Below are 25,495 nucleotides of genomic sequence, written 5' to 3'. Positions count from 1 at the left end.
TTTTTGTGTATCTGCAAAGAATAGATCGTTTGTCGGCCCGAATCGATTGGAAGATTCTGTCGTTCGTGCACCACCAAGCATGAGCGGTACTAATCCCAAAGGAGAATCTTCATGGCTACACTGTTGCACCTTGATGCCAGCGCACGCTCCGGACTTTCCGGTAGTCAACCCCACGGATCGCATTCGAGACGCCTCAGCGCCCACTTCGTCACACAGTGGCAACGGGCACGTCCTGACGACAGGGTCGTCTATCGCGATGTCGGCCAGCAGCCGCCTCGTCCTGTCACCGGTGATTGGATTCATGCCGCCTTCACCAAGCCGGAAGCGCGGGATAGGTGGATGCACGAGGTTCTCGCGGAGAGTGATTCCCTGGTCGACGAACTGCTCGAGGCGGATCTGATCATTGCTGGCGTACCGATGTACAACTTCGGCGTTCCGGCCGGATTCAAGGCTTATATCGACAATATCGTGCGAGTCGGGCGGACTTTCGGCTTTGATCGCTCCCGCCCAGGCTTGCCCTATTGGCCGATGCTGAGCGCCATGGGCAAGCGCTTGGTAGTGCTTGGTGCCCGGGGTGATTATGGCTATGAGTCTGGTGAGCGAATGGAGCACACCAACCACGTCGAACCACACTTGCGTACCGTTTTCGCCTATCTCGGCATAGAGGAGTTGCACAGCATCGCCGTGGAGTATGACGAGTTTGCCGACGAGCGGCTGCAGCAGTCTCTGATTCAGGCGGAGCAACGCGTTGAGGCGTTGGTCGACAGGCTGGCGGCCAGTCTGGACGTTGCTCGCGTTGTTTCCGATCCAGTCTCGGGGTGAGCGCACCTCCGTGACCGCTTCTTCGATCGTCCCCTGCTGGGTACCAGATGCTCGGCAACAGATGTGATTCCCTGTCCAGCAAACGTCTGTATTGCAGAACTTGAAATAAGAATAGTCTCGCGGGATGAGAAATTTGCGCGTCTCGCCGTCAGAGGGCCGATGTGGTGAGAGGGAGTGTCTGATTTCCAACAATGTATTCTTCATGATAAGTCGGAAAAATCAGTGAGCGAGGTGGATGATGGGTGGTTATATAAGTAGAGATAGGGAGCCTGATTTGGCGGCTTCTTTCGGTGCGCTGGAAGAAAAACAGTTGTCAGTGAGCCAACCGCTTGCGCGCAATGGTGTTCTGCAGCCAGGAAAGGTCTATTTCATTCCCGCGAGGTGTGGCGCTGCCGTTGTACTGGAAAAAGGGCAGATGCTTACGCTGATTAACGTAAGTGGATTGCAGGTCTGCGATATGTGGGCTTTCAATACGAGTGATCCAGACGAATTTCTATCCATGGAACATACTCGAACCCATCTTGGGCGCTTGGTGCCGGTTGTCGGTGACAGTATGGTTTCCAATAGAAGAAACGAGATGCTGGAACTAGTGGAAGATACTTCGCCTGGGGTGCATGACACATTGATTGCCGCCTGCGATATCAATCGCTATAGACAGCTTGGCGTAAGCGAATACCATGACAACTGTGTTGATAATCTTCGAATGGCATTGCTTGCCATCGGCAAGGAGGTTTCGCATGTTCCATCACCATTCAATGTGTGGATGAATGTTCCACTTGATGGTGATGGCTCACTGACATTTGTGCCACCCGTGGCCAAAAGAGACGACAGGATCGTGTTCAAGGCAATGATGACCTGTTACGTAGTCATGTCATGCTGTCCCCAGGATATTACGGCGGTCAACGGAGTTGGTAGCCAAACGGAAAGTATAGGAGTCATGCTCGGAGATTGAAGAAACACGGGATAGATGGCGATGCACTGCAACTCCGCCGCCGGCGCTAAAGGTTCTCATTTCGTCGGAGGTAAACTCCAGCCTTTGCGCTCCGGCGGCATCCGGCTCGTCATCGCTCACGATATGACTTCAGCACTCCCTCTCGTCGCTTCAAACGCCTCTACACGTTTTTTGGGCCAGCGGCAGCGAAGTTTAGCGATAGCGATCACGCTGCCTCTACGCGGGCTCGGGCTTCTTCTCCCTTGGCTGACCCTCACCTCCGATGTCCGAGGGCACCAGTGGCAGGTCCTCGGGCAGGTGGCGGGCACAGAAGTCCAGGCAGTCGAGGCCGTTGACGGCCTGGGGGGCCAGTGGACAATTCCATGGCGACTCGCGCAGCACTTCCGGAAGATGGTCGCTCAGGTCCTCCATGTCCTGACTCTTGGGCCAGCACAGCCAGCGCTCCCGTTCAGGGGTCTCGGGGTGGCGCCACTTCAGCATCCAGTCGTCGCCCCAGGGCAGTACGCCCAGGGTGTCGGGTTCGGGCGGCGGCAGACCCTGGAAGGCGCTGGCCCACCAGCGGGGCGAGAGGTGATGGCGTCCCAGGCGTCGGCTGCACTGGGCCAGCAGGGTACGCTGCACCACCATGACATCCAGGGCGCTGTCATCACGATAGAGCACATGGAGCGCGAGAGTGTGCGGTATTACGCAAAGCTCCCGCTCAACCAGTTCATCCAGTGACTCCCTGCTGTCGACCTCCTCGGCCAGGGCGCCGTCCAGCGTTACCAGGGTGACCGATTGTGGCGGTATGACGAGACAACAGGGAAGTGCCTGGTCGAGGCACGAAAGCGATTGGACATTGGCGGCGCTGCCCCGGTCGAGGCTCTGTTGATCGACACAGTGGACCCAGTACCAACGAGGCTCGGGATCTTCGTCGGCTGAAGGGGCGCGTTGGGGCATAAGAAGTATGCGCTGATGTCGGTGTCCCAGATTCCACATGGTTCTGGTCCTGTCGATAGCGATTGTTGGTGCACTGTGTCGACGAGCGAAGCCATTTTCTTTCACCAACTGTTACTCTTTTTACAATAGCGCTACTTCCTGTGCTCTGCGTCAACCTCGTCTATCGTCATACGAGTGTCATCTGGACTACCTAGTGTTGTCGGCGGACCGCCGTCGCCCCTGTGATCGACTTTCCCCTCCGATACCCGAGGCCGGCAACAGTGACTGGCACCGACAGCCCACGCCTTGACGGCGAACAGAGGGCTGCAAGAAGAGGACTGCGCAATGAGCAAGGAAATTGAAGATCATCGTCTGTTGAATCCCAGCCGTAATGAACCCTTCTCCTCGGTGCTCGACCGTCGTCTTTCCCGGCGAGCGGTGATGAAGGGTGGCATGGGCATGGCGGCCATGACCATGCTGGGAAGCTTTGGTCTCTCGGCCTTCGCCAACGAGCCGTCGTCAGGGATGGCCAAGACGCCGCTGGCGCTGGCCTTCGAGTCGATTGCCGGTTCGCGCAGCGACGCCGTGGTGGTGCCGCCGGGCTATACCGCCCAGGTGCTGGTGCCCTGGGGTACGCCGCTTGACGACAGCGCGCCCGAATGGAGCGAGGATCTGACGATGACGCCCCAGGCCCAGGCGGCCAGCGTCGGCATGCATCACGACGGCATGCATCCTTTCGCGCTGGATGAGAGCACGGCCTCCGAGCGCTTCCTGCTGGTGATGAACAACGAATACATCGACGAGAACGCGCTGTGGGCGCCCCAGGGCGGCCCTACCAACATGACCGAAGGCAAGCGTCCGGCGGACGAGGTGCGCACCGAGATCAACGCCCACGGGGTGACCGTGGTCGAGGTGAAGAAGGACGCCGATGGTCGCTGGAGCCACGTCAAGGGTTCCGCCCATAACCGTCGCTACACCAGCGCCACCCCGATGCACCTGTCAGGGCCGGTGGCGGGCAGCGACTACGTCAAGACCAGGTATTCCCCGGGCGGCACCCAGGCTCGCGGCACCAACAACAACTGTGCCCACGGCTACACGCCCTGGGGTACCTACCTCACCTGCGAGGAGAACTGGCCGGCCTACTTCGTCAAGAACGAAGGCCGTACCCTGGACGATGACCGTCTTGGCATCGCCAGTGGTCGCGGACGCTACGGCTGGGAGACCGCCGCGGGTGATGACAGCGAACGCGACGACGAATTTACCCGTCTGATCGGCGACCCCGTCGCCGACGACGCCAGCGGTGACTACCGCAACGAGCCGCGTCAGTTCGGCTATATCGTCGAGATCGACCCCTATACCGGCAGGCAGGCGATCAAGCGCACGGCGCTGGGCCGCTTCCGCCACGAGGGCTGCTGGCCGGGCAAGCTGGTAGCAGGCGAGCCGGTGGTGTTTTACTCCGGTCACGACTCGCGCAACGAGTACATCTACAAGTTTGTCTCGGAGGCGGCCTGGGACCCGGCGGATGCCATCGCTCCCGGCGCCGAGGCCGATCGCCTGGCGATCGGTGACAAGTACATGGACAGCGGCACCCTTTACGTCGCTCGCTTCAACGCCGATGGCAGCGGCGAGTGGCTGCCGCTGACGCCGGACGCTTCCACCCAGGATGGCCGTACCCTGGCCGAGGCGCTGGAACTCGACGCCGATGACCTGGCCGGGGTGATCATCCACACCTGTGATGCCGCCGACCTGATGGGTGCCACACCGATGGATCGCCCTGAGTGGGGCGCGGTGGACCCGTCCACCGGCGAGGTCTACATGACCCTGACCAACAACTCGAAGCGTACCGAAGACGGCACCGAGGCGACCCTGACCGGCGACGGCGACAACATCACCGCGCTGGGCAACGGCTACGCCACGGCACCGGTCAATGCGGCCAACCCGCGGGCGAACAACGAGGCCGGTCAGATCATCCGCTGGCGCGAGGGCAGCGATGCCACCGCCTTCGACTGGGAGGTATTCGTGTTCGGTGCCGCGGCCAGTGACCAGAACAACCTGTCCGGGCTGACCGCCGACAACGAATTCGCCAGTCCCGATGGGCTCTACTTCGATGAGCGCGGCGACGGCCAGGGCATCCTGTGGATCCAGACCGACAACGGCTACGAGGGCGTCACCGAGAGCACCAATGACCAGGTGCTGGCGGTCGTGCCGGCGGAGCTCGAGCGTGCCGATGGTGCCGCCGCGGTGATCTCCGGGGCCAACCAGGACAAGCTCAAGCGTTTCTGCGTGGGCCCCAACGGCTGCGAGGTCACTGGCATCTTCCCCACGCCGGACAAGACCGCGCTGTTTATCAATATCCAGCATCCGGGCAACTGGCCGGCCAGTGACGACGCGACCCAGGCGTCTGATGCCAGCGTGCGACCGCGCGCCGCCACGGTGGTGATCCAGCGCGAAGACGGCGGCCAGATCGGCGTCTAGGACGTGTCCGAAAGGTGCCGGCTTGCGTCGGCCTTTCGGGCAACCTCCAGGGGCGTTCTCTACGTCTGACGTCTTGCGCCGCCCCAGCACCCCGGCTCCCTTTTCAGGGAGCCGGGGTGTTTTTTCTAGGGTCTGGGTGTCCAGGGCTGGATGATCGGCAGCCTGAAGCGGGAGGCGGTTGGTCCGGGAACCGCTTGGGGCGGCCAAGGCGCAGGTCGCGCGGCGTCCGGCAGCCGTCAGGACACATGACGACAACATGAAAAGCCCCTCGCCAGCGTCGCTGGCGAGGGGCCTGGGTGGTGTTATCGACGCGCCGATGGCGCGTCAATGCGGGGCGTTACTCAAGCGCGAGCGGCGTAGGCGTACAGCAGCGTTTCCTGGGCGGAGATCGGTGCGGCCTCGCCCGGATCCTGCTTGATGTAGGTGCCGTCGGCCTGCAGCAGCCAGCTCTGGCAGTTGTCGACCAGGTAGGTCTCGAGGTCCTTGCGCACCCGGGCGGCGAGCTTCTTGTCGAGCAGCGGGAAGCAGGTCTCGACCCGATGGAACATGTTGCGCGCCATGAAGTCCGCGCTGGAGCCCCATATCTCGGGCTTGCCGTCGTTGTGGAAGTGGAACACCCGGGTGTGTTCGAGGAAGCGACCGATCACCGAGCGCACCCGGATATTCTCGGAGATACCGGGCAGGCCGGGGCGCAGGCAGCACATGCCGCGGATGATCAGGTCGCACTCGACGCCGGCCTGGGAGGCGCGGTAGAGCGCCTGGATCAGCTTGGGTTCGGTCAGCGAGTTGCACTTGACGATGATATGGGCGCGCTTGCCCTTGCGCGCGTAGCTTGCCTCCCGCTCGATCATTTCCACGACCCGTTCGTGCAGGGTGAAGGGGGCGTGCAGCAGCTTCTCGATCTGGCGGGTGCGGCCCATGCCGGACAGTTGCTGGAACACCTTGTGCACGTCGGCGCACAGCACAGGGTCCGCGGTGAGCAGGCTGTAGTCGGTGTAGAGCTTGGCCGTCTTGGAGTGATAGTTGCCGGTGCCGAGATGAGCGTAGTGGCGCAGCGCGCCCTTCTCGCGACGCACGATGTGCATCATCTTGGCGTGGGTCTTGTAGGCCATCACCCCGTAGATGACGATGGCGCCGGCCTCCTGCAGGCGCGAGGCCAGCGCCAGGTTGTCGGCTTCGTCGAAGCGGGCGCGCAGTTCGATGACCACGGTCACTTCCTTGCCTTGGCCGGCGGCTTCGACCAGGGCGTTGACGATGGGTGAGTCGGCACCGGTGCGATACAGCGTCTGCTTGATCGCCAGCACGTCGGGGTCGCGGGCGGCCTCGCGCAGCAGGTCCTCCACCGGGGTGAACGACTGGAAGGGGTGGTGCAGCAGGATGTCGCCTTCCTGCATCGACTGCATGATGGAGTTGGGTTGCTTGACCTGCTTGGGCACGCCGGGGGTAAAGGAGCGGTACATCAGATCGGGTCGGTCGGCGTCACCCAGTACCGACATCATGCGGGTCAGGTTGACCGGGCCATTGACCCGATAGAGGTCACTGGGTTCGAGCTGGAACTGCTTGATCAGGAAGTCGGAAAGCTCCTCGGGGCAGTTGTCGGCCACCTCCAGGCGCACGCCGCTGCCGTAACGCCGGGCCAGCAACTCGCCGCGCAGGGCCGAGGCCAGGTCCGAGACTTCTTCGGGATCCACCGTCATGTCGGCGTTGCGGGTCAGACGGAACTGGTAGCAGCCCTTGACCTTCATCCCCGGGAACACCTCGTCGGCGTGGGCGTGGATCATCGACGACAGGAACAGATACTCGGTGAAGCCTTCCTCGCACAGCTCTTCCGGCAGCGCGATGACCCGGGGCAGCGAACGTGGCGCCGGCAGGATGGCGAGGCCGCCCTCGCGGCCGAAGGCGTCCTTGCCCTCGAGCTCGACGATGAAGTTGAGGCTCTTGTTGACCAGCCGCGGGAAGGGGTGCGAGGGGTCCAGCCCGATGGGACTGACCACCGGGATGATCTCGGTGGAGAAGTAATCATGGACCCACTTGCGCTGCTGCTTGGTCCAGTCCCCACGCCGACGGAAGCGGATGTTGTGAGCTTCCATGGCAGGGATCAGCTGCTCGTTGAGGATGCGGTACTGACGCTCCACGTGTTCGTGGGCGATCTTCGAGATCTCGTCGAGCACCGAACGTGGGCTGCGGCCGTCGGCACCGGTGGCGTCGTCGCCCACGGCCAGTTGGCTCTTCAGTCCGGCCACCCGGATCTCGAAGAACTCGTCCATGTTGGAGGAAAAGATCAACAGGAACATCAGGCGGTTGAGCAGCGGGTGCGCCTGGTCCAGCGCCTGTTCCAGCACCCGGATGTTGAACTGCAGATGCGACAGCTCACGATTGAAGTAGAGGCTCGGGTCAGTGAGGTCGGCCTCCGGGTCCGGCATTGCCTTGGGCTTGATGCCGGTGCGCGTCTGGTTAAGGCGCGGCACCGGGGTATCGGCCTGGGGCGCGTCGCTCATCGAGACGTCGGACTTGCCCAGGGTCGCATGTTCAATCGTGGCGTTGTCGCTCTGCGCGTCTTCCATGGTGGTTCCTCATCGGGGCTCGGGAAGGGCGCCGCTCCCTCCCCTGATCAGCGGGCCAATAGCCTGGCCGCGCGTTTGGCAAAGTAGGTCAGCACGCCGTCGGCGCCGGCACGCTTGAAGCACATCAGCGACTCGAGGATGACAGTGTCAGCGTCCAGCCAGCCGTTGTCGAAGGCGGCCATGTGCATGGCGTATTCACCGCTCACCTGGTAGGCGTAGGTGGGCACCCGCAGCTCGTCCTTGACCCGGCGGACCACGTCCAGGTACGGCATGCCGGGCTTGACCATCACCATGTCGGCACCTTCGGTGATGTCCATGGCGACCTCGTGGAGGGCCTCGTCGCTGTTGGCCGGGTCCATCTGGTAGGTCGACTTGTCGGCCTTGCCCAGGTTGGCCGCCGAGCCCACCGCATCGCGGAAGGGGCCGTAGTAGCGCGAGGCGTACTTGGCGCTGTAGGCCATGATACGGGTGTTGGGCAGGCCTTCACGCTCGAGCAGTTCACGGATGGCACCGATACGCCCGTCCATCATGTCGGAAGGGGCGACCACGTCGGCCCCGGCCTCGGCATGGGACAGCGCCTGCTTGATCAGGGTCTCGACGGTGCGGTCATTGGCCACATAGCCGTCTTCATCGAGGATGCCGTCCTGACCGTGGCTGGTGTAGGGGTCCAGGGCGACATCGGTGATCACGCCGAGCTCGGGCAGGGCGGCCTTGAGCTCGCGCACGCTACGCTGGACCAGGCCGCTGGCGCTGTAGGCTTCTTCCGCCAGCTCGCTTTTCTTGTCGGGGTCGACCACAGGAAACAGCGCAATGGCGGGAATGCCCAGCTCGACGGCCTCGCGGGCCTCTTCGATCAACAGGTCCAGCGACAGGCGCTCGACCCCGGGCATGGAGGGTACAGCCTCGCGGCGGCCTTCGCCCTCGAGCACGAAGACTGGCCAGATCAGATCGTCGGCACTCAGCTGGTTCTCGCGCATCAGGCGGCGGGAGAAGTCGTCCTTGCGCATGCGACGAGGACGGCTGGCGGGGTAAAGACGAGGGGTAATGGCACTCAAGACGGCACTCCACGGAAGCAAGGATTCGGCGCCACGCGCTAGTCTGGTGGCACTTCATGACAAAAGCATGACATTGATTGAGTATATTCCTCCTCTCCCGTTCGCCGAAAGTCGCGTCTTGTCGCACCCGTGGCGACTCTCTAGAGTAGTGGCAGTCTTGGCCGCGTCCGGCCCCGTTCGCGACGCGCTATAAAGGAGAATGACATGAGTAAACAGGTAGCGATCGTCTTGTCGGGCTGCGGCGTACAGGATGGTTCCGAGATCTACGAGACCACCCTGACCCTGCTGCGCCTGGACCAGCTGGGCATCGCCTATCGCTGTTTTGCCCCGGATATCGCTCACCAGGAGGTGATCGACCACCACAGCGGGGAGGCCGTCGAGGCGTCGCGCAATGTGCTGGTCGAGTCCGCCCGCCTGGCCCGGGGCGAGATTTCGCCGCTGGACGAACTGTCGGCATCGGACTTCGATGCCCTGATCCTGCCCGGTGGCTTCGGGGTGGCCAAGAATCTTTCGAACTACGCCACGGCCAAGTCCGAGATGGAGGTCCACGAAGACCTGGCCGAGCTGTTGATCGAGTTTCACGATGCGCGCAAGCCGATCGGCCTGATGTGCATCGCGCCGGTGCTGGTGCCCAAGGTGCTGGGGCCGGGCATCGCCGTCACCATCGGTACCGACCCCGAGGTGTGTGGTTGCATCAGCGCCATGGGCGGCCTGCATCGCAGCTGTGCGGTGGACGATATCGTGGTGGACTTCGAGCATCGCCTGGTGACCACCCCCGCCTATATGCTGGCTACCCGCATCAGCGAGGCGGCGCTGGGCATCAACAAGCTGGTGGATCGAATCGACGAGATGATGGACGTCAACACCTGAGCGCCGTCTCAGCGGGGCCAGGCCCCGCTGAGACGCCAGACGATGGCGGATCATTGTCGCCAAGCGCCTTGAACACCACCGGCGCGAGAGCGGTAAAAAAGCAAAGCCCGAGGCCAATGCCTCGGGCTTAGTGCATCCTGCTGACGGGGGCTTTGCCGGTGTGGCGATCACGCCTCGTCCGGCACTTCCTCGTCATCGCTGCTCCGCCTCTTGACCAGCCGGCCGAACAGCAGCCCGACCTCGTAGAGCAGGTACATGGGTACCGCCAGCAGGCTCTGGCTGACCACGTCCGGCGGGGTCATCAGCATGCCGATGACGAAACAGCCGAGGATGACGTAGGGGCGCTTGGCGCTCAGGCTCTTGACGCTGGCGGCGCCGGTGAGGATGAGCAGGAAGGTGGCAATCGGGATCTCGAAGGCGATACCGAAGGCGAAGAACAGCTTCAGCACGAAGTTGAGATACTGGTTGATATCGGTCATCACCTGCACGTTCTCCGGCCCGGTCTGGGTGAAGAAGGCGAACAGCAGGGGAAAGACCACGTAGTAGGCGAAGGCCGCGCCGAGATAGAACAGCAGGACGCTCGAGGCCAGAAGCGGCAGTGCCAGGGCCTTTTCCTTGTCGTACAGCCCTGGTGCCACGAAGGCCCAGGCCTGGTGCAGGACGAAGGGAATGGCCACGAACACCGCTACTACCAGGGTCAGCTTGAACGGCGCCAGGAAGGGCGACGCCACCTCGGTGGCGATCATCTGGGAGCCTTCCGGCAGCAGCTCCATCAGGGGGTCTGCGACAAACTGGTAGATGTCGTTGGAAAAGGCGTAGAGCGCCAGGAAGATCACCAGGATGGCGATCACGGCGCGCATCAGTCGCGAGCGCAGCTCCACCAGGTGTTCGATCAGTGGGGCGTGGCCCTGACTTGACGGCGGAGTGTCACCGGTATCGCTCATCGGGTGGCGGAGTCCTTGTGCTCGGAAGAGGCGGTGTCATCGCTGGGCGCGGGGGAGAGAGTGGAAGCCGAAGCGCTGGACGACGAGGCGCGTGCGGCGCTGTCGACGGCGTCGTCCAGCCGCTGGCCGGCCGAGGCCGACTGGGCGCCGGTGGAATCCGCCTGCCCGCCGTTGCCCTTGCTCGGGGTGTCGGCGATGGATTCCACGCTGCGCTTGGCTTGTTCGGCGCTGCGCTTGGCCTGGTTGACGCTGTCGTCCAGCTTGCGTTCCTGCTCCTTGAGCTTCTGGCGCAGTTCCTCGGCCTCGAGCTGGGCGCTGATCTCGCGTTGCATGCCGGCCACCGAACGCTTGATGCGTCCGATCCACAGGCCGGCGGTACGCGCGGCCTTGGGCAGGCGCTCGGGACCCAGCACCAGCAGTCCCACCACCCCGATGATCAGCAGTTCCAGAAAGCCGATATCGAACATGTGGCGTTACTTGCGCTCGTCGGAGGATTCGGGCTTGCGCTCCGCCTCGACGTCGTAGGTGTTGTTGGGCGTATCGGTCTCGTCATGACGGACCTGGGCCTGGGGCTTGGCCTCCTCCGACTTGTCCTCATCCTCGCTGACGGCCTTCTTGAAGCCCTTGACCGCGCCACCCAGGTCGCTGCCAACGTTGCGGAGCTTCTTGGTGCCGAAGATCAGGATGATGATGCCGAGTACGATCAGCAGTTGCCAGATACTGATACCACCTAACATAAGAACTTCCTCAATATGCGGCGCCAGGCGCCGTGAATCGTTGGTTCCCGCCGAGGCTCAGGAGCGGCGCGAGGCCTTCTCCTCATGCCCCGATACGCCGAAGCGTCGGGCGAGTTCATCCAGCACCTGCCGATGGTCGAGTCCCAGGTGCGAGAGCATCACCAGACTATGAAACCACAGGTCTGCCGTTTCGGCGATCAACGCCTCGCGACTGGCTGGATCCGCGTCAACATCCTTGGCGGCAAGCACGGTCTCCACCGCCTCTTCGCCCACCTTCTCGAGTATCTTGTTCAGCCCCTTGTGATGCAAGGAGGCAACGTAGGAAGTGTCAGGATCGGCGTGCCGACGTTCGCTGAGGGCGGCGTCGAGCTGGTTCAGAATATCGCTCATCGGTGAAGATTCCATTAAAAGATCAGTTCCAGATCACCAGCAGTGTGCCGATGCCCGCAGCGACCAGGACCGGCCAGGGCTGATCGGTCAACCAGCCGGACAGCGGTTGCCAGGCCAGCGCCACCGCGGCCAGGGCGAGCCCCAGTCGGGTCCGGCGTATGCGCCTGGCCTGGCGGGTCAGCTGGCCGAGAATATGGGTCATGACCTCGCCCTGCTGGGTGATCTGGCGCGATCGCTTTTCGGTCTGGGACAGCGCCTGGTGGGCCAGCACCGGCAATTCCGGTAGCTGCCGGGTCAGCTCCGGTGCCTGCCGCTTGAACGACTCCCACAGGCCCTGGGCGCCGGCGCGTTCCTTCATCCAGCGCTCCAGGTAGGGCTTGGCGGTGGCCCAAAGGTCCAGGTCCGGGTAGAGCTGACGGCCCAGACCCTCGATATTGAGCAGGGTCTTCTGCAGCAATACCAGCTGGGGCTGGACTTCCATGTTGAAGCGCCGCGCGGTCTGGAACAGGCCCAGCAGCACCTGGCCGAACGAGATGTCCTTGAGCGGTTTCTCGAGGATCGGCTCGCATACCGTGCGTACCGCCGCCGCGAACTCGTTGGCGCGGGTATCTTCGGCTACCCAGCCGGACTCGATGTGCAGCGCCGCGACCTCGTAGTAGTCCTGGTGGAAGAAGGCCAGCAGGTTGCGCGCCAGGTAGTCCTGGTCTTCCCGGGTAAGGCTGCCGACGATGCCGCAGTCGATGGCGATGTACTGGGGGTCGGACGGTGCCTGGCGGGAGACGAAGATGTTGCCCGGGTGCATGTCGGCGTGGAAGAAGTTGTCGCGGAACACCTGGGTGAAGAAGATCTCCACGCCGCGCTCGGCCAGGCGCTTCAGGTCGGTGCCCTGGGCCTTGAGCGCCTCGATGTCGGCCACCGGCACGCCGTGGATGCGTTCCTGGACCATCACCTTGTGGCGGGTCAGCGGCCAGTGGATTGACGGCACATACAACAGTGGCGACTTGTCGAAGTTGCGCTTGAGCTGGGAGGTGTTGGCCGCTTCCTTGGTCAGGTCGAGCTCGTCGAACAGGGTGGTCTCGTAGTCGCGGACCACTTCCACCGGGTGCAGCCGGCGCGCTTCCGGCACCTTGTTCAGCGCTCGCGCCACCAGGTACATCAGCGCCATGTCCTGGCGCATGACCCGCTCGATGCCTGGGCGAATCACCTTGACTACCACGTCCTGGCCGTCGGGCAGCCTGGCGGTGTGGACCTGGGCGATCGAGGCCGAGGCCAGCGGCTCACGGGAAAATTCGGCGAACAGTACCTCGAGCGGCTCGCCCAGGGACTCCTCGATCAGTGCCTCGGCCTGCTCGCCGGGGAAGGGTGGTACCTGATCCTGCAGCCGCTTGAGTTCATTGGCGATATCGTCGGGGAACAGGTCGCGACGGGTCGACAGCATCTGGCCGAACTTGACGAAGATCGGTCCCAGCGACTCCAGCGCCAGACGCAGGCGTTCGCCGCGGGAGCGCTCGCCGACGGGAATCAGCTTGAGCGGCGACCAGGTGAATATCAGCCGCAGCCACCAGGGCAGCTTTTCCAGCGGCAGCAGAGTGTCGAGTCGGTAGCGGGTGACGACCCAGATGATGCGCAGCGGGCGGAGGATCATGAGACGTCGTTCTCCCGGGCCAGGCGACGGGTCAGGCGCTTGAGACGTGCCTCGGTACGGTCGGTGGCCAGCTCCAGTTCGGTCAGCGCCTCGCGCATGGCCTCGAGCTGATGGCGGCCGGGCAGCCAGCGGGCTTCCTCGAAGACGTACTCGGAGACATCGGCACACAGCTCACGGTGGGTGCGCAGGCCCCAGCGGGACAGGCCGCGCAGGCCTTCGGCGAGCTGGTGAGCCGGCAGGTCGCCGAGATAGCGGGCAAGCTCAGCCTCCCAGTCCAGGTCGAGATCCAGCAGCAGGTCGCGGGTCGCCTCGAGCAGGTGGATCTTGCCGCGCACCGCGAGACGGCCCTCGAACATCAGCCGTTCCATGTCGGCGCCGCCGGCCAGCCGGCCCAGGGTGTCGCTGTCCAGCTCGACGATGGCGTCCCAGGCGCCTTCATCGACCTCGTCCACCAGCAGCAGGTCAACCCCCTGGGGGTGATAGCACAGCGCCAGCTGGACACGCGGGGACTCCAGGCACATCAGCACCCGCTGGCCCGCCAGCGAGCGCAGCCGAGAAGGCGAGGCAGGGTCGCGTGCGAGCAGGGCGTTGACGGTCTTCTCGATGCCGGCCAGCAGCAGGGTCGGGGTCAAGGCCATCATGTCCTCAAAGCTTGATGCCGCGATGCAGCGCGACGATGCCGCCGGTGAGATTGGTGTATTCGACGCGCTCGAGTCCGGCGGTTTCCATCATGCCCTTGAGCGTTTCCTGATCCGGGTGCATGCGGATCGACTCGGCCAGATAGCGATAGCTGTCGGCATCGCCGGCGACCAGTTCGCCCATCTTCGGCAGCAGACGGAAGGAGTACTCGTCGTAGGCGCGGGTCAACAGCGGATTGTCGGGCTTGGAGAATTCCAGCACCAGCAGGCGGCCGCCGGGCTTGAGGATGCGCGCCATGGAGGCCAGGGCGGCGTCCTTGTCGGTGACGTTGCGCAGACCGAAGGCGATGGTGATGCAGTCGAAGGTATTGTCGGGAAATGGCAGGCATTCGGCATTGGCCTGGACGTACTCGACGTTGCCGCCGACACCACGGTCGATCAGCTTGTCGCGTCCCACCCCGAGCATGGAGGCGTTGATGTCGGCCAGCACCACCTTGCCGCGCGGTCCCACCATGCGCGAGAACTTCAGCGCCAGGTCGCCGGTACCGCCGGCGATGTCGAGTACGCTATGACCAGGCCGGACGCCGGAACGTTCGATGGTCAGGCGCTTCCACAGCCGATGGATACCGAAGGACATCAGGTCGTTCATCACGTCGTAGCGAGCCGCCACGCTGTGGAAGACATCGGCGACACGTGAGGCCTTTTCCTCGACCGGCACGTCCTGAAAACCGAAGTGGGTGGTGCGCTTATCCATGGGACTCCCGAGTCGTGAGCGATTGCGAGAAGAGCCGATGGGGGCTCTTTGGCAGCGGCCATTGTAGCCTTGCCGAGGTGGCTTGTCTTTGACCGTCACCCGGCTTGTCGCCACACCGGTGTCGATCGCTACAGCTGACGGATCTCGATACCCAGCGGCTCGCGACTGGCGCCGGCCTCGTCCAGACGCTTGAGATAGTCGGTCCAGTTGGCCTCGCGCTCGCGGATCAGCCAGTCCAGATAGTCCCAGCTGTAAAGGCCGCTGTCGTGGCCATCGTCGAAGTGCAGCTTGAGGGCGTAGCGGCCCGCCTGGGTGATGTCGGCAAGGCCCACGTCCTTCTTGCCCACCTGAAGGGTGGCGGTGTCGCCGCCGTGGCCACGGACCTCGGCGGAGGGCGAGAATACGCGCAGGTACTCCACCGACAGGCGGTGGCGGGAGCCATCGGCGTAGCCGATCTCGAGCTCGCGGGCCTTTCTGTGGTAGTGCACCAGGGTCGGAGTGGGGGCGCTCATGGCGATCCTCTCTGTTTCAGCACGGTTGGCGTGCCCGGACGTCAGTATTGGCGGCGTCGAAAGCACAACCGGGCCGCAGCGCAGTGCGCGGCGGCCCGGTCATCGAGGGTGCTTGGCCGGTGGTTACAGGATATACCGGCTCAGATCCTCGTCCATGGCCAGCTCGCCGAGCTGAGAGTCGACGTAGGCACGGTCGATGACCAGCGGGTTGCCGAGATCCGAGCCTTTGAACGAGGCCTCCTCGAGCAGCCGCTCCATTACCGTGTGCAGGCGACGGGCGCCGATGTTCTCGGTGCCTTCATTGACGTTAAAGGCGATCTCGGCGATGCGCTCGATGCCGTCATCGGTGAAGCGCACCTCGAGGCCGTCGGTGGCCAGCAGCGCCTCGTACTGACGGGTCAGGGCGGCGGACGGCTCGGTCAGGATGCGCTTGAAGTCGTCCGGCGTCAGCGCCGACAGCTCGACACGGATCGGCAGACGGCCCTGCAGCTCGGGGATCAGATCCGAGGGACGCGACAGGTGGAAGGCGCCGGAGGCGATGAACAGGATGTGGTCGGTCTTCACCATGCCGTACTTGGTCGACACCGTGGAGCCTTCGATCAGTGGCAGCAGGTCGCGCTGGACGCCCTCGCGGGAGACCTCACCGCCGCTGGACTGACCGCTGCCCTTGGCGACCTTGTCGATCTCGTCGAGGAAGACGATGCCGTTCTGCTCCACCGCCTCCACCGCGCGGGACTTGATGTCGTCCTCGTTGACAAGCTTGCCGGCCTCCTCGTCGCGCAGGATGGTGAAGGCCTCCTTGACCGTGACCTTGCGGGTCTCGGTCTTGCCCTTGCCCATACCGGAGAACAGGTTCTGCAGCTGGCTGGTCATCTCTTCCATGCCCGGCGGTGTCTGGAACTCGAGGTTGGGCGCCTGGGGCGACACCTGGATCTCGATTTCCTTGTCGTCGAGCTGGCCTTCACGCAGCTTCTTCCTGAACATCTGGCGCGTCGAGGAGTCCTCGCGCGGCTCGTTTTCCTGGCCACGGGGCGGCGGCAGCAGGGCGTCGAGGATGCGATCCTCGGCGGCGTCCTCGGCGCGGTGGCCGACCTCTTCCTTGGCCTGCTCGCGCACCAGCTTGATCGCTGCCTCGGTCAGGTCACGGATGATCGACTCGACGTCACGGCCGACGTAGCCCACCTCGGTGAACTTGGTCGCCTCGACCTTGATGAAGGGAGCCTTGGCCAGCTTGGCCAGGCGCCGGGCGATTTCGGTCTTGCCGACGCCGGTGGGGCCGATCATCAGAATGTTCTTGGGGGTGACCTCCTGGCGCAGCTCGCCGTCGAGCTGCATGCGGCGCCAGCGGTTACGCAGGGCGATGGCCACGGAGCGCTTGGCATCCTGCTGACCGACGATGTACTGATCCAGCGCGTGGACGATTTCGCGGGGCGTCATCTGGGTCATGATCAAAGCTCTTCCAGGGTCACGTGATGGTTGGTGAACACGCAGATGTCACCTGCGATCTCCAGCGACTTCTCGGTGATCTCGCGGGGCGACAGTTCCGTGTTCTCGAGCAGCGCGCGGGCGGCGGACAGGGCGTAGTTGCCGCCGGAGCCGATGGCGATGATGCCACGCTCGGGTTCCACCACGTCACCGTTGCCGGTGATGATCAGCGAGGCCTTCTTGTCGGCCACCGCCAGCAGCGCCTCGAGGCGGCGCAGGGCGCGATCGGTGCGCCAGTCCTTGGCCAGCTCCACCGCGGCCTTGACCAGGTTGCCCTGGTACTTCTCCAGCTGGGCCTCGAAGCGTTCGAACAGGGTGAAGGCGTCGGCGGTGCCGCCGGCAAAACCGGCCAGCACCTGGCCGTGATAGAGGCGACGCACCTTGCTGGCGTTGCCCTTCATCACCGTGTTGCCCAGTGACACCTGGCCATCGCCGGCCAATGCCACCTGGTCGCCGCGGCGAACGGAAACGATCGTGGTCATGGAGAATTCTCCTTGGGGAAGCCGAGGCCTCCGGTGACTGTCGAGGGGCAGAGCCCTCTGCATAAGCGATAGGCTGGTAGGTGCGGGCGGGTCGCAAGGATTTCAAGCGCGGGCGACTCGGGAATGCGGCTCGCTTCGAGGAGAAGACGGCGCAGCAGAAGGACGAGAGATACCGCCACGATGGGTGCTTGAGCGGTGGCCAGCACCCACCAGGCCCAGACATGACGTTCTGGGCCTGGTGGGCGTAGCTTCAGAAGGAGGAGGTGTGCCGACGTCAGTTCTGCAGCTGGATCAGCAGCGGCTCGATGCCTTGAGTGCTCATCAGATCCTGGGCCCGCGACAGTTCATTGCGATCACTGTAGGGGCCGACCTGCACGCGATGCCAGGTGGCGCCGCCGGTGGCCTCGACCTCGCTGATCTTGGCCAGCAGGCCGAAGTCCTTGAGTCGTCCGGCGAGCTGTCGGGCATCGTTGACCTCGCGGAAGGAGGCCGCCTGCAGCATGTAGCGACGTTCGGCGCTGCGCGGGGTCTCGGATGGCGTGGACGACGCTTCCTCTTCGCGGGAGTTGGCGGCGATCACCGCGGCGATGGGGTCGTCCGCGGAGATCTCGTCCTCGCTCGGCTGGGCCGCCTCGGGGCGCTTGGCGGTGGACGCCGGCATCTCCTCGTCGGAGGCGATGACTTCGGACTCCGGCAGCAGGGTATAGAACTCGAACGTCGGCATCGGCGGCTCGCTTTCGCTGGCCTGTCCGCCTTGTGCACTGCCACTCGCATTGGAGCCCTGCTGCTCGCCGCTGGAGGGCTTGGGCAGTACCGCCGCCACCGGTGAACGGGGATCCTGCCAGGGGGCGGTGCCGTTCTGGTGGTGAGCCAGCAGGAAGCCTGCGGCCACGCCGACGGCGGCCCACAGCCAGCCGGGGATACCCCCGCGGGCCTGCTTGGGCGCTTGCCTGCGCTTCTGGCTGGTGGTTGCTCCGCGCTTGCGCGGGGGCGCCTTGCGAGTGGCCATGGCTTACATCTCCTCCGGTGCGCCGACGCCCATCAGGTCGAGTCCATTGCGCAGCACCTGACGCGCGGCCAGGCCCAGCGCCAGGCGCGCATTGCGCAGGGCGTCGTCGTCGACCATGACTTTGCAGGCGTTGTAGCAGCTATGGAAGTCGGCTGCCAGATCCTGCAAATATTGGGCGATCTGCTGCGGCTCGCGGGCCTTGGCGGCGTGCTCGACCACCTCGGGATAGCGCGCCAGGCGATTGAGCAGGGCCTTTTCCTGGCCTGCCTCAAGCAGGCCCAGGTTGGCCATGGCGGTGGCGTGGTCGAAGGCCAGGCCTTCGCTCTCGGCCTTGCGCAGCACGCTGCACACCCGGGCGTGGGCGTATTGTACGTAGTACACCGGGTTGTCATTGGACTGCGAGCGCGCCAGATCGATGTCGAAGGTCAGCTGGGAATCGGCGCGACGGGCGGCGAGGAAGAAGCGGGTGGCGTCGCGGCCGACCTCGTCGATCAGGTCGCGCAGGGTGACGTAGCTGCCGGCCCGCTTGGACAGCTTGACCTCGACCCCGGAACGGGTGACCAGCACCATCTGGTGCAGCACATAGTCCGGCCAGCCCTGGGGGATACCGACATCCAGCGCCTGCAGGCCGGCGCGTACCCGGGTCACGGTGGAGTGGTGGTCGGCACCCTGCTCGTTGATCACGCTGGTGAAGCCGCGCTGCCACTTGTCGAGGTGGTAGGCCACGTCGGGCAGGAAGTAGGTGTAACCGCCTTCGCTCTTGCGCATCACCCGATCCTTGTCGTCGCCGAAGTCGGTGGTGCGCAGCCACAGGGCGCCGTCCTGCTCGTAGGTGTGGCCGTTATCGGTCAGGCGACGGGCGGTCTCCTCGACCTTGCCCTGCTGGTACAGCGAGGACTCGAGGAAGTAGACATCGAAGCCGACGCCGAAGGCGCGCAGGTCCAGGTCCTGTTCGCGACGCAGGTAGGCCACGGCGAACTCGCGGATGGCGTCGAGATCCTCCGGGTCACCCTTGGCGGTGACGTGGCGGTCGTCGGCGTGGATGGTCTCGCCGGCCAGGTAGGCCTTGGCCACGTCCTCGATGTAGCCACCGCGGTAGCCGTCCTCCGGCCAGCCGTCGCTGTCCGGGCCCAGCCCCTTGGCGCGGGCCTGCACCGACAGCGCCAGATTGGTGATCTGGGCGCCGGCGTCGTTGTAGTAGAACTCGCGGGTGACGTCGTAGCCGGTGGCCTCGAGCAGGCGACACAGGCAGTCGCCCACCGCGGCGCCTCGGCCGTGGCCGACATGAAGGGGGCCGGTGGGGTTGGCGGAAACGAACTCCACCTGCACCTTTTCGCCAGCGCCGGCCAGGCTGCGGCCGAAGGCGTCGCCGGCTTCCAGCACCTGGCGCACCACCTGGGCCGCAGCGTCGGTGGCGGCAAAGAAGTTGATGAAGCCGGGGCCGGCGATCTCGACCTTGGACACGGCGGCGCTTTCGGGCAGGGCCGCGACCAGTTTTTCCGCCACCTGGCGCGGTGCGGCCTTGGCCGGCTTGGCCAGCATCAGGGCGAGGTTGGTGGCGTAGTCGCCGTGGGCCTTGTCCTTGGTCGGGTCGACCTTGTAGGCCGGGGAAAGCTCCTGGGGAACGACTTCCTGCTGCTTGAGCTCGGCAAGAGCGGCATCCAGCAGCGCAACGATGGTGTCTTTCATGAGGCGTCTATGTCCTGTGGCACGGTGGCCGAGCGTGGCGAATCCTGGGGGGAGCACCTGTCGGCGGGCAGACCGCGTATTATCGATGATTGCGCCTGGCCTTTAAAGGCCGGGGCGGCAAAGCTCAGCGTATCGGACCTCAGCTCAGGGTCTGCGGATCGACGTCAATGGACCAGCGGATACGCCGCGCCTCGGGCCAGGCTTCCAGACGGTGGGCCAGCCATTCGAGCGCGGGATGCAGTTGGCTGCGTCGCTCCGCCATCAGCGCGATCTGCAGGTGGTAGCGGTTCTGACGGCGCTCCATGGGGGCCGGTACCGGGCCGAGGCAGTCGAGATCCAGGGCCAGGCTACGTACCTGCTCGCGCAATTCGCCGGCGATCTCCCGGGCGAGTGCCGTCAGGGCGTCTTCCCGGGGGCCTTCCAGGCGGACCAGGGCCATGAAGCGCAGTGGCGGCAGGGCGGCGATGCGGCGTTCTTCCAGCAGCGACTCGGCCAGGGCGTCGTAGCCGCGCTCGGCCAATAGACGCAGGCTGGGGTCGTCCGGGTGCATGGTCTGCACCAGCACTCGGCCAGGGTGGGCGGCGCGGCCGGCGCGCCCGGCCACCTGCTCAAGCAACTGGGCCGAGTGCTCCAGCGCGCGAAAGTCGCTGGCGTAGAGGCCAGCGTCGGCGTTGACCACCACGACCAGGGTGACGTGGGGCAGATGGTGGCCCTTGGCCAGCATCTGGGTCCCGACCAGGATCGCTGGTTCACCACGCCGGACCTCGGTGAGCATCTTCTCGAGCGCGTCCTTGGCCCGGGTGCTGTCGCGGTCGATGCGGTGGACCGGGGTCTCGGCAAAGGTTTCGGCCAGGCTCTCCTCCGTACGCTCGGTGCCGCTACCCAGCGGACGCAGGTCGGCGCTGCCGCAGTCCGGGCATGCGTCGGGAATGACCCGGCGGCGGTCGCAGTGGTGGCAGGCCAGCATCGGCGGCTGGCGGTGCCAGGTCATGCGTGCGTCACAGTGGTCGCACTCGGCCATCCAGCCGCAGGCGTGACAGGCCAGGGTGGGGGCGAAACCGCGGCGATTGATGAACACCAGCACCTGGTGGCCGGCATCCAGCGTTGCCTTGATGGCGTCGATGACCGGCGGAATCAGACCGCCGCGTCGAGGGCGCCCCTTGAGGTCGACCAGCTCCAGTCGAGCGGGAGCGTGGCGAGTGGCCCGCCGGGTCAGCCGCAGGTGAGCGTAGTCACCGGTGCGCGCGCGGTGCAGGCTCTCCAGCGACGGCGTGGCGCTCCCCAGCAGCAGCGGAATGCCATGGCGCTTGGCGCGCACCACCGCCAGGTCGCGGGCGTGGTAGCGTAGCCCGTCCTGCTGCTTGAACGAACCATCGTGCTCTTCGTCGACGATGATCAGGCCTGGGCGAGCCAGCGGGGTGAAGATGGCCGAGCGGGTGCCGATGACAATCGGCGCCCTCCCGCTGGCCGCCGCCTCCCAGGCGTCCAGGCGCTCGTGGTCGGTCAGCCCCGAGTGCAGTGCCACCACCGGGACCCGGAAGCGCTGGCGAAAGCGCCCCAGGGTCTGCGGAGTCAGGCCGATTTCGGGAATCAGCACCAGCGCCTGGCGCTTCTTGGCCACCACCGCCTCGATCAACTGCAGGTAGACCTCGGTCTTGCCGCTGCCGGTCACCCCGTGCAGCAGGCAAGGGTGAAAGCGATCGAGCCCCTGGTGGAGCTGGTTCAGCGCCTTGGCCTGCTCGTCGTTCAGGGCCAGCGCCGGGCTCGCCAGCAGGCCCTGGCTGTCGTCGGGGGTGGGGCCGGTGAGGGTTTCCTCGTGGCAGCTCACCAGCCCCTTGGCTTCCAGCGCCTTGAGCTGGTCGCGGGTGAAGGATTGCGCCTGGATCACCTGGGTGGTGAGGCCCTGGGGATGCTGGCGCAGCATCTCCAGCAGTTCGGCCTGGCGCGGAGCTCGGCCCAGGCGGGCAGGATCGCCGTTCAAAGCGACCTGCCAGCGTTCGCGTACCCGCGCCTCCAGCGGGCGTCCCTGACGCAGCAACACCGGCATGGCATGGGCCAGGGTGTCGCCGAGGGCGTGCTGGTAGTAGCGCGAGGTGAATCGACATAACCACAGCCAATCGCCTGGCAGCGGCGCCTTGTCCAGACAGGCCTGGATCGGCTTCAGCTTGGCCAGCGGCAGGTCGCTGTCGTCACGACAGTCGACGATGACGCCCACCACCTGGCGGCGGCCGAACTCGACGCGCACGCGCAGTCCCGGCGACCAGCCCCCTGGCGGGGGCGCCCCCTGGGGGAGGTAGTCGAACAGGCGGCGAAGGGGGGATGGAATGGCGATCCGCAGCACGCGCGGGGCAGGAGAGTCAGCCAATTGGCCTCCACAATGAAGTCTGCTAGAATACTCCGCCGCTTCCTTGATGGGAGCGGATCACCGGCCGGCACAGGGGCTTGACGACGCACCAACGAGTGCCCGTGCCATTACCCGTATGCGGTGCCTGGCAATGGATCAGGTGGCGGCATACCGAAAAGTGAGGTTCACGATGAAACAAGGTATCCACCCGGATTACAAGACGGTCAATGCGACCTGTTCCTGCGGCGCCACCTTCGAGGTCGGTTCCACCGCTGGCCACGACCTGAGCCTGGACGTCTGCTCTCAGTGCCACCCGTTCTACACCGGCAAGCAGAAGCAGGCCACCACCGGTGGTCGCGTCGAGCGCTTCAACAAGCGTTTCGGTGCCGCGCTCAAGCGTTGATCGTACGGAGCTGAACGCGCCAGCGAGAAACGCTGGTCGACGATGCTCGGGCAATGTCCCCTTCGAACCCGCCTTCATGGCGGGTTCGTTGCGTCTGGGGTTGCGCAGAGGAACGTGGGGAAAGGACAGGGGGCAAAGGACAGGGCCCGCGACCGCGTGAGCGATCCCGTTATTGCGTTGCATCAATGCGCAACGCGCGGCGGGCGACTAGGCTTCAAGCAGCAAAGGGAGGCGATGGTCGGGCCTCATCGTTGTCACGGGGCGAACTCGCGCTTGCCCGAGCGGTGAGCTTCCAGCGTCACCCTTGGCCCATCTCTGCGCTCACCTTCCTTGCATCTTTCTTCATGACAAGGGTTGGTGCAATGCAGCAAAAGTTGTCGACATTGTCAGCGAAAATCCTGAAACGGGCGTATAACTGACGCTTTTCTCAATCATGTTGAGAAATGGAATATTTTTCTATATTGTGTTGCCACCGTTCCACAAGGACATCCGGACACCAAGCATGACGGACGCAAAGAAGCAGGCTGCGCTGGACTATCACGCTCTCCCCATTCCCGGAAAGCTGTCGGTCGAACTGACCAAGCCGACCGCCACGGCCAAGGACCTGGCGCTGGCCTACAGTCCCGGCGTGGCGGAGCCGGTGCGAGAGATCGCGCGGGACCCGGAAAACGCCTATCGCTATACCGGCAAGGGCAACACCGTTGCGGTGATCTCCGACGGCACCGCCATCCTTGGCCTCGGTAACCTGGGGCCGCTGGCGAGCAAGCCGGTGATGGAAGGCAAGGGTGTGCTGTTCAAGTGCTTCGCCGGCATCAACTCTGTGGATATCGAGGTCGACGCCGAGAGTCCCCAGGCATTCATCGATACCGTGGCGCGGATTGCCGACAGCTGGGGCGGCATCAACCTCGAGGACATCAAGGCACCGGAGTGTTTCGAGATCGAGCAGGCGCTGGTCGAGCGCTGCAAGATCCCGGTGTTTCACGATGATCAGCATGGCACCGCCATCGTCACGGCGGCGGGCATGCTCAATGCGCTGGAAATTGCCGGCAAGTCCCTCGATCAGGCGCGTATCGTGTGCATGGGCGCCGGCGCCGCGGCGATCGCCTGCATGAAGCTGCTGGTGGCCTGTGGTGCTCGCCCCGAGAACCTGGTGATGCTCGACCGCAAGGGCGTTATCCATACAGGTCGTGAGGACCTCAACCAGTACAAGGCGATGTTTGCGGTGGACACCGACAAGCGCACCCTGGATGACGCCATCGATGGAGCCGATGTGTTCATCGGTCTGTCCGGCCCTGGCCTGATGACCGCCGATCATATTCGCAAGATGGCCAAAGACCCGATCGTCTTCGCCTGCACCAATCCGGATCCGGAGATCCATCCCGACCTGGCGCGGGAGACCCGCCCGGACGTGATCATGGCCACCGGACGTTCGGACTATCCGAACCAGGTCAACAACGTGCTCGGTTTTCCCTTTATCTTCCGCGGTGCCCTGGACGTGCGCGCCACCCGCATCAACGAAGAGATGAAGGTCGCCGCCGTCCACGCGCTCAAGGACCTGGCGCGGGAGCCGGTGCCCCAGGCGGTGCTGGAAGCCTACGAGCAGGACGCCATGAGCTTCGGCCGTGAGTACATCATTCCGACCCCGGTGGACGTGCGTCTGCTGGAGCGGGTGACCTCGGCGGTGGCCCAGGCGGCGGTGGACTCCGGCGTGGCCAGAAAGCCCTACCCGTCGCACTATCCGCTCAAGACCATCGACGACGTCTACGGCGGCTGAGCCAGGCGCCGATAGATCCAGGCGCCGCTAGATCCAGACGTCTCGACAGCAACGACAAGGCCCTCCAGTGGAGGGCCTTGTCGCGTCTGGTGGCCGTAATCCGATCGGTCCTGGTCGCTAGAACTCGTAGCGCAGTGACGCCGAGGTGATGCGGTCGGTCTTGGCCTCAGCGTCCTCGGGGGGATCCCAAGGGATGGGAGCTGCTTGAGACCTCGCAGCTTAGAACTCGTAGCGCAGCGAGGCCGAGGTGATGCGGTCGGTCTTGGCCTCGGCGTCCTCGGGGGGATCCGAGTTGTGCTTGATCTCGTGGGACAGGCGCAGCGACATATGGGCGTTGATGCGGGTATCCAGGGCGGTATAGGAGCGCACCGTCGAGTTCTTGCGGGTGGTCTCCAGCGACAGTTCCTGTTCGAGGGTGGCGCTATCGCTCAGCGCATAGCCGGCCTCCAGGGCGCCGTAGGCCACCGCCAGACGCTGGTCGTTCTCGCCGGGCAGGATGTCGGCACGATAGCCGGGGCCTGCCTCCAGCGCCAGGTGGGCGCGATCGTCGTCGATCAGCTGGCGGCCGTAGCCGGTGATGGCGGTGAACTGGTGGTCGTAGCCGCTGAAGCGATCCTTCTCCCAGCGGCCGAAGCCGAACAGATAGTGCGGGCCGACCAGTTCGCGGCGTTGGCGAAAGGACACCAGATACTGCTCCGCACTGGTCTCGCTGTCCTCGCTGGCGTGGCGGGCCTCGCCGCGCAGGCGTGACAGCCAGGCCCCCTGCAGCCAGGTCAGCTGAGCCTTGCCGAGAAAGGTCTCGCTGTTGGAGTTGCCCGACAGATGGGTGTAGCCGAACTCGACATGGCCGAGAAAGTCCGGCGAGTCGTCATGGACGGGGATCGGGGCGTAGAAGGCGTCCGCCAGCGCGGCTTTTATCGGCACAAAAAGCCCGAAAATGCATAGTGCCGTCGCGGGCAAATAAAAACGGGAAATCACCATAAGGTGGTCTCTAGGAAGGTTCAAGGCGTGGTGGGTAGCGCGAAGTGACAAG

The 25,495-nt window shown here is 64.6% G+C and carries 23 protein-coding genes; 6 read left to right on the top strand and 17 right to left on the bottom strand.

The genetic code is table 11. The features are described 5' to 3' along the window. Positions 1-111: 111 nt before the first annotated feature. Together NH448_RS04990 and NH448_RS04985 are read left to right on the top strand one after the other, a co-directional pair. Complete coding sequence (locus tag NH448_RS04990; protein ID WP_045991165.1) at positions 112-822, top strand: NAD(P)H-dependent oxidoreductase; 711 nt, start codon at positions 112-114, stop codon at positions 820-822. 274 nt (positions 823-1,096) lie between these two features. Further along, positions 1,097-1,774 carry an urea carboxylase-associated family protein gene (locus NH448_RS04985; protein ID WP_253028471.1) on the top strand — a complete coding sequence of 226 codons (678 nt, stop codon included), beginning with the start codon at positions 1,097-1,099 and terminating at the stop codon, positions 1,772-1,774. 216 nt (positions 1,775-1,990) lie between these two features. On the opposite strand, the gene NH448_RS04980 is transcribed toward NH448_RS04985, so the two are convergent. Continuing rightward, entirely contained in the window at positions 1,991-2,752 is a 762-nt protein-coding gene (locus NH448_RS04980) for a hypothetical protein (RefSeq protein WP_124803462.1), read from the bottom strand. Between the two features lie 285 nt (positions 2,753-3,037). Between NH448_RS04980 and NH448_RS04975 the strand changes: the two genes are divergently transcribed. Continuing rightward, positions 3,038-5,167, top strand: coding sequence for a PhoX family phosphatase (locus NH448_RS04975; RefSeq protein ID WP_124803460.1), 2,130 nt, complete (start codon positions 3,038-3,040; stop codon positions 5,165-5,167). A gap of 341 nt (positions 5,168-5,508) precedes the next feature. Here NH448_RS04975 and ppk1 read toward each other — a convergent pair whose 3' ends face one another. Both ppk1 and hemB read right to left on the bottom strand, forming a co-directional pair. Next, the gene (gene ppk1 / locus NH448_RS04970) at positions 5,509-7,731 is read right to left on the bottom strand and encodes a polyphosphate kinase 1 (RefSeq protein WP_222516059.1); all 2,223 of its coding nucleotides are present in this window, start codon (positions 7,729-7,731) and stop codon (positions 5,509-5,511) included. Positions 7,732-7,778: 47 nt separating this feature from the next. Continuing rightward, entirely contained in the window at positions 7,779-8,786 is a 1,008-nt protein-coding gene (gene hemB / locus NH448_RS04965) for a porphobilinogen synthase (RefSeq protein WP_253028470.1), read from the bottom strand. A gap of 204 nt (positions 8,787-8,990) precedes the next feature. Between hemB and elbB the strand changes: the two genes are divergently transcribed. After that, complete coding sequence (gene elbB, locus NH448_RS04960) at positions 8,991-9,656, top strand: isoprenoid biosynthesis glyoxalase ElbB (RefSeq protein ID WP_108449754.1); 666 nt, start codon at positions 8,991-8,993, stop codon at positions 9,654-9,656. Positions 9,657-9,823: 167 nt separating this feature from the next. On the opposite strand, the gene tatC is transcribed toward elbB, so the two are convergent. From tatC to NH448_RS04895, 13 genes are all read right to left on the bottom strand, one after another. Then, positions 9,824-10,600 carry a twin-arginine translocase subunit TatC gene (gene tatC, locus NH448_RS04955; protein WP_253028469.1) on the bottom strand — a complete coding sequence of 259 codons (777 nt, stop codon included), beginning with the start codon at positions 10,598-10,600 and terminating at the stop codon, positions 9,824-9,826. Beyond that, positions 10,597-11,067 (bottom strand): Sec-independent protein translocase protein TatB, encoded by a 471-nt coding sequence (gene tatB / locus NH448_RS04950; RefSeq protein WP_253028468.1) that lies wholly within the window; start codon positions 11,065-11,067, stop codon positions 10,597-10,599. Before tatB ends, tatC begins: the two co-directional genes overlap by 4 nt. 6 nt (positions 11,068-11,073) lie before the next feature. Further along, a complete protein-coding gene (gene tatA / locus NH448_RS04945; protein WP_253028467.1) occupies positions 11,074-11,337 on the bottom strand; it encodes a Sec-independent protein translocase subunit TatA in 264 nt (87 codons plus the stop codon). Between the two features lie 57 nt (positions 11,338-11,394). Further along, positions 11,395-11,727, bottom strand: coding sequence for a phosphoribosyl-ATP diphosphatase (locus tag NH448_RS04940; protein WP_045991156.1), 333 nt, complete (start codon positions 11,725-11,727; stop codon positions 11,395-11,397). A gap of 22 nt (positions 11,728-11,749) precedes the next feature. Beyond that, positions 11,750-13,372: a ubiquinone biosynthesis regulatory protein kinase UbiB gene (gene ubiB, locus NH448_RS04935; protein ID WP_045991155.1), complete on the bottom strand. Its 1,623-nt coding sequence runs from the start codon at positions 13,370-13,372 to the stop codon at positions 11,750-11,752. After that, positions 13,369-14,010 (bottom strand): SCP2 sterol-binding domain-containing protein, encoded by a 642-nt coding sequence (locus NH448_RS04930; protein ID WP_045991278.1) that lies wholly within the window; start codon positions 14,008-14,010, stop codon positions 13,369-13,371. The genes ubiB and NH448_RS04930 overlap by 4 nt, the downstream gene beginning before the upstream one ends. A gap of 7 nt (positions 14,011-14,017) precedes the next feature. Beyond that, the gene (gene ubiE, locus NH448_RS04925; protein ID WP_045991154.1) at positions 14,018-14,764 is read right to left on the bottom strand and encodes a bifunctional demethylmenaquinone methyltransferase/2-methoxy-6-polyprenyl-1,4-benzoquinol methylase UbiE; all 747 of its coding nucleotides are present in this window, start codon (positions 14,762-14,764) and stop codon (positions 14,018-14,020) included. 128 nt (positions 14,765-14,892) lie between these two features. Beyond that, the gene (locus NH448_RS04920) at positions 14,893-15,276 is read right to left on the bottom strand and encodes a gamma-butyrobetaine hydroxylase-like domain-containing protein (RefSeq protein WP_045991153.1); all 384 of its coding nucleotides are present in this window, start codon (positions 15,274-15,276) and stop codon (positions 14,893-14,895) included. 123 nt (positions 15,277-15,399) lie between these two features. Further along, entirely contained in the window at positions 15,400-16,722 is a 1,323-nt protein-coding gene (gene hslU, locus NH448_RS04915) for an ATP-dependent protease ATPase subunit HslU (protein WP_045991152.1), read from the bottom strand. Between the two features lie 2 nt (positions 16,723-16,724). Beyond that, a complete protein-coding gene (hslV, locus tag NH448_RS04910) occupies positions 16,725-17,243 on the bottom strand; it encodes an ATP-dependent protease subunit HslV (RefSeq protein ID WP_045991151.1) in 519 nt (172 codons plus the stop codon). A gap of 274 nt (positions 17,244-17,517) precedes the next feature. Continuing rightward, a complete protein-coding gene (locus NH448_RS04905) occupies positions 17,518-18,252 on the bottom strand; it encodes an SPOR domain-containing protein (RefSeq protein WP_253028466.1) in 735 nt (244 codons plus the stop codon). A gap of 3 nt (positions 18,253-18,255) precedes the next feature. Beyond that, the gene (gene argS, locus NH448_RS04900; protein ID WP_253028465.1) at positions 18,256-19,941 is read right to left on the bottom strand and encodes an arginine--tRNA ligase; all 1,686 of its coding nucleotides are present in this window, start codon (positions 19,939-19,941) and stop codon (positions 18,256-18,258) included. A 139-nt stretch (positions 19,942-20,080) separates the two neighbouring features. Then, positions 20,081-22,306 (bottom strand): primosomal protein N', encoded by a 2,226-nt coding sequence (locus NH448_RS04895; RefSeq protein WP_108449763.1) that lies wholly within the window; start codon positions 22,304-22,306, stop codon positions 20,081-20,083. A gap of 169 nt (positions 22,307-22,475) precedes the next feature. Here NH448_RS04895 and rpmE point away from each other — a divergent pair, with 169 nt between their 5' ends. Then, entirely contained in the window at positions 22,476-22,688 is a 213-nt protein-coding gene (gene rpmE / locus NH448_RS04890) for a 50S ribosomal protein L31 (RefSeq protein WP_045991147.1), read from the top strand. Between the two features lie 502 nt (positions 22,689-23,190). Beyond that, positions 23,191-24,462, top strand: a complete 1,272-nt coding sequence (locus tag NH448_RS04885) for a malic enzyme-like NAD(P)-binding protein (RefSeq protein ID WP_045991146.1) — start codon at positions 23,191-23,193, stop codon at positions 24,460-24,462. A 219-nt stretch (positions 24,463-24,681) separates the two neighbouring features. On the opposite strand, the gene NH448_RS04880 is transcribed toward NH448_RS04885, so the two are convergent. After that, positions 24,682-25,386, bottom strand: a complete 705-nt coding sequence (locus tag NH448_RS04880) for a DUF481 domain-containing protein (RefSeq protein ID WP_231498599.1) — start codon at positions 25,384-25,386, stop codon at positions 24,682-24,684. Positions 25,387-25,495 lie beyond the last annotated feature (109 nt).

It is taken from the genome of Halomonas sp. OfavH-34-E (assembly GCF_024124525.1).
Lineage (GTDB): Bacteria > Pseudomonadota > Gammaproteobacteria > Pseudomonadales > Halomonadaceae > Halomonas > Halomonas litopenaei.
The sequence above is the reverse complement of the archived record's forward strand: the minus strand, read 5'-3'. Positions and strand labels throughout refer to the sequence as shown.

Coding starts and splice junctions, on each gene's coding strand:
- NH448_RS04905 (WP_253028466.1), bottom strand. CDS start 18,252: ATGGCCACTCGCAAGGCGCCCCCGCGCAAGCGCGGAGCAACCACCAGC.
- NH448_RS04940 (WP_045991156.1), bottom strand. CDS start 11,727: ATGAGCGATATTCTGAACCAGCTCGACGCCGCCCTCAGCGAACGTCGG.
- argS (WP_253028465.1), bottom strand. CDS start 19,941: ATGAAAGACACCATCGTTGCGCTGCTGGATGCCGCTCTTGCCGAGCTC.
- tatB (WP_253028468.1), bottom strand. CDS start 11,067: ATGTTCGATATCGGCTTTCTGGAACTGCTGATCATCGGGGTGGTGGGA.
- elbB (WP_108449754.1), top strand. CDS start 8,991: ATGAGTAAACAGGTAGCGATCGTCTTGTCGGGCTGCGGCGTACAGGAT.
- NH448_RS04980 (WP_124803462.1), bottom strand. CDS start 2,752: ATGTGGAATCTGGGACACCGACATCAGCGCATACTTCTTATGCCCCAA.
- NH448_RS04920 (WP_045991153.1), bottom strand. CDS start 15,276: ATGAGCGCCCCCACTCCGACCCTGGTGCACTACCACAGAAAGGCCCGC.
- NH448_RS04930 (WP_045991278.1), bottom strand. CDS start 14,010: ATGGCCTTGACCCCGACCCTGCTGCTGGCCGGCATCGAGAAGACCGTC.
- rpmE (WP_045991147.1), top strand. CDS start 22,476: ATGAAACAAGGTATCCACCCGGATTACAAGACGGTCAATGCGACCTGT.
- hslV (WP_045991151.1), bottom strand. CDS start 17,243: ATGACCACGATCGTTTCCGTTCGCCGCGGCGACCAGGTGGCATTGGCC.
- ubiE (WP_045991154.1), bottom strand. CDS start 14,764: ATGGATAAGCGCACCACCCACTTCGGTTTTCAGGACGTGCCGGTCGAG.
- ppk1 (WP_222516059.1), bottom strand. CDS start 7,731: ATGGAAGACGCGCAGAGCGACAACGCCACGATTGAACATGCGACCCTG.
- tatA (WP_253028467.1), bottom strand. CDS start 11,337: ATGTTAGGTGGTATCAGTATCTGGCAACTGCTGATCGTACTCGGCATC.
- NH448_RS04975 (WP_124803460.1), top strand. CDS start 3,038: ATGAGCAAGGAAATTGAAGATCATCGTCTGTTGAATCCCAGCCGTAAT.
- tatC (WP_253028469.1), bottom strand. CDS start 10,600: ATGAGCGATACCGGTGACACTCCGCCGTCAAGTCAGGGCCACGCCCCA.
- NH448_RS04885 (WP_045991146.1), top strand. CDS start 23,191: ATGACGGACGCAAAGAAGCAGGCTGCGCTGGACTATCACGCTCTCCCC.
- NH448_RS04990 (WP_045991165.1), top strand. CDS start 112: ATGGCTACACTGTTGCACCTTGATGCCAGCGCACGCTCCGGACTTTCC.
- hslU (WP_045991152.1), bottom strand. CDS start 16,722: ATGACCCAGATGACGCCCCGCGAAATCGTCCACGCGCTGGATCAGTAC.
- ubiB (WP_045991155.1), bottom strand. CDS start 13,372: ATGATCCTCCGCCCGCTGCGCATCATCTGGGTCGTCACCCGCTACCGA.